Source organism: Actinophytocola sp. (genome assembly GCF_045807065.1).
Classification (GTDB): domain Bacteria; phylum Actinomycetota; class Actinomycetes; order Mycobacteriales; family Pseudonocardiaceae; genus Actinophytocola.
Genome location: NZ_JBJMIE010000216.1, coordinates 1 through 7,059, shown reverse-complemented (window position 1 = coordinate 7,059; position 7,059 = coordinate 1). Strand labels below are relative to the sequence as shown.

General features: G+C 71.0%; 8 protein-coding genes. 3 read left to right on the top strand and 5 right to left on the bottom strand.

The window, feature by feature from the left end; genetic code table 11:
* Window positions 1-394 precede the first annotated feature (394 nt).
* From ACJ73U_RS12855 to ACJ73U_RS12845, 3 genes are read right to left on the bottom strand one after another with little or no spacing between them, the layout of a single operon-like run.
* Window positions 395-1,195: an alpha/beta fold hydrolase gene (locus ACJ73U_RS12855; RefSeq protein ID WP_407777813.1), complete on the bottom strand. Its 801-nt coding sequence runs from the start codon at window positions 1,193-1,195 to the stop codon at window positions 395-397.
* A gap of 35 nt (window positions 1,196-1,230) precedes the next feature.
* Window positions 1,231-2,439 carry an RNA polymerase sigma factor gene (locus ACJ73U_RS12850; protein WP_407777814.1) on the bottom strand — a complete coding sequence of 403 codons (1,209 nt, stop codon included), beginning with the start codon at window positions 2,437-2,439 and terminating at the stop codon, window positions 1,231-1,233.
* Entirely contained in the window at window positions 2,430-2,768 is a 339-nt protein-coding gene (locus tag ACJ73U_RS12845; protein WP_407777812.1) for a YciI family protein, read from the bottom strand. Before ACJ73U_RS12845 ends, ACJ73U_RS12850 begins: the two co-directional genes overlap by 10 nt.
* 99 nt (window positions 2,769-2,867) lie before the next feature.
* Between ACJ73U_RS12845 and ACJ73U_RS12840 the strand changes: the two genes are divergently transcribed.
* Genes ACJ73U_RS12840 through ACJ73U_RS12830 form a run of 3 tightly spaced genes read left to right on the top strand, consistent with a single transcriptional unit; the run spans window position 2,868 to window position 5,369 of the window.
* Entirely contained in the window at window positions 2,868-3,605 is a 738-nt protein-coding gene (locus tag ACJ73U_RS12840; protein WP_407777811.1) for an SDR family oxidoreductase, read from the top strand.
* Entirely contained in the window at window positions 3,605-4,450 is an 846-nt protein-coding gene (locus ACJ73U_RS12835; RefSeq protein WP_407777810.1) for an SDR family NAD(P)-dependent oxidoreductase, read from the top strand. The genes ACJ73U_RS12840 and ACJ73U_RS12835 overlap by 1 nt, the downstream gene beginning before the upstream one ends.
* 13 nt (window positions 4,451-4,463) lie before the next feature.
* A complete protein-coding gene (locus tag ACJ73U_RS12830; RefSeq protein WP_407777809.1) occupies window positions 4,464-5,369 on the top strand; it encodes a LysR family transcriptional regulator in 906 nt (301 codons plus the stop codon).
* Here the strand turns inward: ACJ73U_RS12830 and ACJ73U_RS12825 are convergent.
* Complete coding sequence (locus ACJ73U_RS12825; RefSeq protein WP_407777808.1) at window positions 5,331-6,650, bottom strand: diguanylate cyclase; 1,320 nt, start codon at window positions 6,648-6,650, stop codon at window positions 5,331-5,333. The two genes, ACJ73U_RS12830 and ACJ73U_RS12825, sit on opposite strands and share 39 nt — an antisense overlap.
* Window positions 6,651-6,730: 80 nt before the next feature.
* Window positions 6,731-7,059: hemerythrin domain-containing protein (locus tag ACJ73U_RS12820; RefSeq protein WP_407777807.1), on the bottom strand; the 329-nt coding region annotated here is incomplete at its 5' end.

Genomic DNA, 7,059 nt, shown 5'->3' with positions numbered 1-7,059 from the left:
AGGCAAGGCACAGCCGGAGGCAAGGCACAGCCGGAGGCAAGGCACAGCCGGAGGCAAGGCACAGCCGGAGGCAAGGCACAGCCGGAGGCAAGGCACAGCCGGAGGCAAGGCACAGCCGGAGGCAAGGCGGGACCGAGGGCGAGATGGGCGGGAATGCGAGTGGGGCGGAACCCGGAACCCGGGGCGAGGCCTGGGCGGAACCCGAGGGACCCTCCCGCCCAGGCCTCGGCCTCGCCAGTTCCTTAATCAACGCGCGCCCAGATGGTTACGTGGGCAGCCCCCACCCGAACCCGGGGGGGGCGGCCCCGGTCCCGTTCTACCGGTGGGCACCGACAGTCGGGCGTTGTCGATCTTGGGTGTGGATAACTGGCGCGGTTGTGGACAACTCGGGGTTTCAGCTGGTCAGGGCCAGGATTTCCCGTACCACCAGTGGCCAGTTGCGGCGGGGGAACTCGTGGCCCGTGTGGGGGAGGACCACCAGTCGGGCGCCTGGGATCTCGCGGGCCAGTGCCTCTCCGTGCGGTAGTGGGAAGAGGGGGTCCTCGTCGCCGTGGAGGATCAGGGTGGGGACGGTGATCTCGGGCAGGCGGTGGCGCCACGGGGTGGCGGCGCCCTCGGTGGCGTGGTGGTTCTTGTGGCTTGACTCGTTGTTCTTGGTGCGGGTCACGGCCCGGGTGGCGATGGCGCGGGTTTCGGCTTCGTCGAAGGGTTCCACTGACATCACGCGTTGGACGTCCACCAGGTAGGCGATGACGGCGGTGTCGTCGGTCCAGTCCGGTTCGGACAGTGTGGCGAAGGCGGCCTTCGCCTCGGGGGTCATGGCGGGTAGGTCCGGGTCGCCGGCGCCGGCGCTGGTCGAGATGGCCGTCAGGGACAGGACGCGGGTCGGGTGGTCCAGTGCCAGGAGCTGCGCCAGTGCGCCGCCCATCGAGATGCCCACCACGTGTGCCGCCGCCACGCCCAGCTGGTCGAGGACCGTCAGCGCGTCCGTCACCAGGTCGTAGCCCGTGTAGCCGGGGCGGCCCGGCGGGTAGCTCGGCGACTCGCCGGTGTCGCGGTGGTCGTACCGGATCACGTACCGGCCGGTCAATCGTGCGCAGAAGTCCGGCTCCCACCAGTCCATCGACGAGCCGCTGCCGCCGATGAGCAGCACCGCCGGGTCGGTCGGGGAACCATGAGTCGAAGTCGCGATCATACCCACCGACGTACAGCCTGCCTCCGGATCGACACCTACGGGGAAACTTCTTCGAGCCGGGCCGTCAGGTAGCGCCGCTCCACCTCGGACGTCACCAGCGACAGCGCCTCCCGGTACGCCGACGCGGCCTCCTCGAACCGCCCCAGTCTGCGCAGCAGGTCCGCGCGCGTGGCCGGCAGCAGGTGGTAACCCGGCAGGTCGAGCGAGTCGGCCAGTGCGAGTCCGGCGGCGGGGCCGTCCGCCATCGCCACCGCGACCGCGTGGTTCAGTGCCACCACCGGCGATGGCACGTACTTGGCCAGCTGCGTGTACAGCGCGGCGATCTGCGGCCAGTCGGTCTCACCGGCGGTCCTGGCCGTCGCGTGGCACGCCGCGATCGCCGCCTGGATCTGGTACGGGCCCGGCGAGCCGAGTCGCAGCGCGGACTCCAGCACCGCGTCGCCCTCCGCGATCTCGGCGGCGTCCCACCGGGTGCGGTCCTGGTCCTCCAGGGTGACCAGCTCGCCCTCCGGCGACGTCCGTGCCGCCCGGCGTGCGTCGTGCAACAGCATCAACGCCAGCAGGCCCATGGCCTCCGGTTCCCCCGGCAGCAACGACACCAGCACCCGGCCGAGCCGGATCGCCTCCGCGCTCAGGTTCCGCCGCACGAGGTCCTCTCCGGCCGTCGCCGCGTAGCCCTCGTTGAACAGCAGGTACACCACGCCGAGCACCGCGGTCAACCGGGCCGGCAGCGCGTCGGCCGGTGGCACGCGGTAGGGGATGCGGGCATCGCGGATCTTGCGCTTGGCCCGCACCAACCGTTGTGCCATGGTCGGTTCCGGCACCATGAACGCCCTGGCTATCTCCGGTGTGGACAGTCCGGCGAGCGTGCGCAGCGTCAGCGCCACCCGCGCCTCGAACGCCAGCGCCGGATGGCAACAGGTGAAGATCAGCCGCAGCCGGTCGTCGACGATCTCCTGCGGTGGCTCGGTTTCCGGGGTCAGGTGGACCAGCTCGCGCAGCTTCTCCGCGCCGACCTTCTCGCGCCGCAGGCGGTCCACGGCACGGTTGCGGGCGGCGGTGGTCAGCCAGGCGCCCGGCCGCCGGGGCACGCCGTCGCGCTCCCAGGCGGTCAGGGCAGCGGCGAACGCGTCGGAAGCGCACTCCTCCGCCAGGTCCCAGTCGCCGGTCAGCCCGATGAGCGTGGCGACGACCTGTCCCCACTCGTCCCGGAAGGCGGCGGCCACCGCCTCTTTCACTCCCAGATCGGCCGCACCTCGACCATCCCGTACCGCGCGACCGGGTGGGCCGCCGCGATCTCCAACGCCTCGTCCAGATCGGCGCACTCGATCACGCACAGCCCGCCGATCTGCTCCTTCGTCTCGGCGAACGGCCCGTCGGACACCAGCACCTGGCCGTCGCGCACGCGCACCGTCGTCGCGTCCTCGGGTGGGTGCAGCACCTGGCCGTTCAGCAGCACGCGCCGCCGCGTCATCTCCTCGGCCCACGCCACCGCGTCCCCCTCGCCGCACACGTCCTTGGACGTCACCCCGGACCCGTCGTCCTCGCCTCCGATGAGCAACAGGTAGCGCATACCAATCATGGTCTCATGAACCACATAATGCACGGAGCGCATAGCCGACATCATGATGTTGCATTGGACACATAGTTCCACGCGGAGCACATTGGTGGCATGACGGAAACACAACGGGTGGCCATCGTGACCGGTGGGTCGCGAGGCATCGGCAGGGAAACGGTTTCGCGGCTGGCGGCGGACGGTCTCGCACTGGTCGTCGTGTACGCGGGACGCTCGGCGGACGCCGACAGCGCCGTCGAGGAGGTCACGAGCAAGGGCGGCCGCGCCATCGCCGCGCAGGCGGACATCGCCGATGAGCAGGCGGTTTCGGCGGTCTTCGACCGTGCCGAGCAGGAGTTCGGCGGCGTCGACGTGGTGGTCAACGCGGCGGGCGTGATGAACGAGCCGACCCCGCTGGTGGACCTGTCGCTGGCGGAGTTCGACCGCATCCACCGCACGAACGTGCGGGGCGCGTTCGTTGTGTCACAGCAGGCGGCACGGCGGCTGCGGAAGGGCGGCGCGCTGATCAACTTCTCGTCCTCCGTGACGCGCCTCCGGGCCCCGGGCTACACGGCGTACGGCGCGAGCAAGGGCGCCGTCGAGACGATGACGCTGGTCCTCGCCCGCGAACTGCGCGGCCGCGACATCACCGTGAACGCCGTCGCCCCCGGCCCGACCGCGACCGCGCTCTTCCTGGAGAACAACACCCAGGAGGCCATCGACCGCCTGTCCTCGGCTCCCCCGCTGGAGCGGCTCGGCCAACCGCGGGACATCGCGGAGGTCGTGGCATTCCTCGCCGGCCCGGCGCGGTGGGTCAACGGCCAGGTCCTGTACGCGAACGGAGGCATCGCCTGATGGCGCGCATCCTGGTCACCGGAGCGTCGAGCGGTTTCGGCGCACTCACCGCCCACGCGCTGAAGGACGCCGGGCACACGGTCCACGCCGGCATGCGCGACGCGGGCTCCCGCCCGGAAGCCGAGGAGGCCAGAGCGTACGGCCTGGTCCCGGTCGAGCTGGACGTCACGTCCGACGAGTCGGTGGCCGCGCTGGACCTGCCGGACCTGGACGTGATCGTCCACAACGCGGGTCACATGGTCACCGGGCCGGCGGAAGCGTTCACGCCGGCGCAGTACGCGTCCCTCTACGAGACGAACGTGCTGGGCACCCAACGCGTCAACCGCAAGCTGCTGCCGGCGATGCGCGCCCGCGGCGACGGCCTGGTGGTGTGGGTCGGCAGCTCCAGCACCCGCGGCGGCACCCCGCCATACCTGGCCCCGTACTTCGCGGCGAAGGCGGCCATGGACGCGCTGGCGGCGAGCTACGCGCTGGAGCTGGCCCGCTTCGGCATCGAGACGTCGATCATCGTTCCCGGTGCGTTCACCAGTGGCACCAACCACTTCGCACACAGCGGCACCCCGGCGGACACGGCGGTCGCGGCGGAGTACGAGCCGCGCTACCCCGGCCTGATGGACCAGGTGGGCGCGGCACTGGCCGAACTGGAGCCCCCGGACGCGGACGTGGCGGAGGTGGCACGGGCGATCGTGCGGGTGGTGGACACGCCCAAGGGCAGCCGCCCCTTCCGGGTACACGTCGACCCCTCCGACGACGGCGCGGCCGTGGTCAACGCGGTGGCCGACCGGGTCCGGTCGGAGTTCCTGCGCCGGATCGGCCTGGCGGACCTGCTGCACCCGGCGGTATGACATCGTGCCCCTCGTGCGCACCACCCAGCTGCGGCGTGTCGACCTGAACCTGTTGGTCGCGCTGGCCGCGCTGCTCGAGGAGCGGCACGTCTCCCGCGCCGCCGACCGGATCGGGTTGTCGCAGCCGGCGACCAGCCGGGCTCTGCAGCGGCTGCGGCGCACGCTGGACGACGAGCTGCTGGTGCGCACGCGGAACGGTTACGAGCTCACGCCTCGCGCGGAACGGATCCAGCGTGAGCTCGCCGGCATCCTTCCCCGGCTCGAGTTCGTGTTCGGCACCGAAGGCTTCGACCCCAGGGCCGCGACCGACAGCTTCCGTCTGATGGGCACGGACTTCACGACCTCGGTCCTCGGCCCCGGCCTGTCCCGCCGGCTGTTCCACGCGGCACCGAAGGCCTCGATGACGTTCAAGCAGTGGCACAACGGCGTGTTCGAGGACGTGTCACACGGCCTGGTGGACCTGGCGTTCGTGGCGGTGTCCGCGGACCCGGAGCTGCACAGCGAGCTGCTCTTCGAGGAACGCTTCGTCTGCCTGATGTCCGCGAAGAACCCCCTGGCCGACCGGGAAACCCTGACCCTGGACGAGTTCCTCGGCGCGGCACACGTCATGGTGGACGTCCTCCAGGGCGAGCAGTCCGCGGTGGACAGACGCCTGACCGAGCTGGGCGAGCACCGCACGGCCGCACTGTCCGTCCCCTACCACACCGCCGCCGTACTGGCCGTACCGGGAACTCAGCTGGTCGCCACCCTCCCCGCCCGCCTGGTGTCCACACTGGACCGAGAAGAACTGAGGGTGGTCAAGGCGCCACCGGAAGTAGAACCCATGCCCTATCTGATGATGTGGCACCCACGCCTGGACGACGACCCGGCGCAACGCTGGCTACGAGGTCTGGTCCGGGTAACGGCCGGAGAAACGTAAGGTCACCGAGGGATCCCGCGCACCCGCGACACGCGTACAGTCCCGCCCCGCGGTCTTCGCCGCGTACAGGGCGGCGTCGGCGGCCAGCAGGAGCGACGTCCGATCGGTTCCGTGCACCGGGTAGACAGCCGCACCGACCGAGGCCGTCAGACCGCTGACCACCTTCTCCTCACTGTCGAAGTCGAACACGGAAACAGCCAGCCCGGCCACCGCGGCCCGCACCCGTTCGGCCGCCTTGGACACGTCGTCGACGCCCACCCCGGGCAGCACGATCGCGAACTCCTCGCCGCCGTACCGGCCGATCCGGTCCCTCCCCCGGACCGTCCGGCGGAGCGCGTCGGCCACCGCGCGCAGGACCATGTCCCCGGCGAGGTGCCCGTAGGCGTCGTTGACCAGCTTGAAGTGGTCGAGGTCGAGCAGCAGCACGCCGAGCGTGCCGTTCGTCCGCCTCGTCCGCGCCAGCTCGTCGGTCACGAGCTTCGCCCAGAACACCGCGTCGAACAGTCCCGTCTTGGCGTCGCTGCGGCTGGCGTCGCGGAACTTCGGCATCAGCAACCCCGCGTGCAGGGCCAGGACGGTGACGATCAGCAGCGGTGTCCACCACGGCCGTGCGGTCATCACGACGGCCACGCCACAGCCGAGTCCCACCGCGCCGAACAGCATCAGCTGGTCGCTGGGCGCCCCGAGCGCGTCGCGGACCGGGCGGTCGAGGTGGGTCGCCAGGATCACGGCGACGGTCAGCCCGTAGTTCACCACCCGGTAGACGACCGCGGCGGCGATCACCACGAGCAACCCGCGCGGGCCGTCCAGCGCGCCGACGAACGACTCCCCCGGGTACACCGAGTACAGCACCCAGTAGGCGGCGAGGCCGCCCAGCACGACGGTGGCCGCGGTGAACACCTTGCGGTGCGTGGGCACCTCGTACCGGTACACGCGGGCCCAGTGGTGCAGGTACCCGAGCAGGATCAGCCCGCACAGCAGCGACGGCGGCAGGAGCAGGACCCCGGCGAAGGCCCACACGGACAGCAGGTGGGCGTGCGGCTCGCCGTCGTCGTCGGCGTCCCGGATCCGCTCCAGCCCGATCGCCGACTCCAGGCACACCGCCGAGGCGGTCGCCAGCAGGCCGAACCAGAGCCAGTGGAAACGGGTGACGGGCATCGCGGTGGCCGTGCTCGCCATCGCGGCGACCGCGAGCGCCTCGACGATCAGGATGAACGCGATGACCGGCCGGGATCGCCGCCACAGGTGCCAGTGGCGTGGCGAGAACCGGACGTCGCCCACCGTTCGTTCCCCCTTGCAGTGGAGGTCTCACGGTAACGGTTCGACCGCGGAAGTGTCGTGACTCCAATCGAGTGAGGTGGTCAGAACCGCGCGGACATGCGGGCCAGCGGTTCGACCAGCTCGCGCTCCTCGTACGACAGGTGGGACAGCAGGGTGTCGGTGAGCAGGTCGACCGCCGCTTGGAGGTCCCCGACCAGGGTGGGCTCGGCGACCGTCGCGACGAGTGCGGCGTCCACGCGTTCCAGCACGTCGTGGATCACGTGGTGCTCCTCGGTCAGCCGGTCGAGCACCGGGCCGAGGCGGGCGTCGCCGCGGCGCAGTTGCGGGTACATCGACGTGTCCTCGAGGGTGTGGTGGATGGTGACGAGCCGGCAGTAGCTCTCGCAGTACGCGCCCATGGTCCAGTTGT

Coding starts and splice junctions, on each gene's coding strand:
- ACJ73U_RS12855 (WP_407777813.1), bottom strand. CDS start 1,195: ATGATCGCGACTTCGACTCATGGTTCCCCGACCGACCCGGCGGTGCTG.
- ACJ73U_RS12845 (WP_407777812.1), bottom strand. CDS start 2,768: ATGCGCTACCTGTTGCTCATCGGAGGCGAGGACGACGGGTCCGGGGTG.
- ACJ73U_RS12840 (WP_407777811.1), top strand. CDS start 2,868: ATGACGGAAACACAACGGGTGGCCATCGTGACCGGTGGGTCGCGAGGC.
- ACJ73U_RS12835 (WP_407777810.1), top strand. CDS start 3,605: ATGGCGCGCATCCTGGTCACCGGAGCGTCGAGCGGTTTCGGCGCACTC.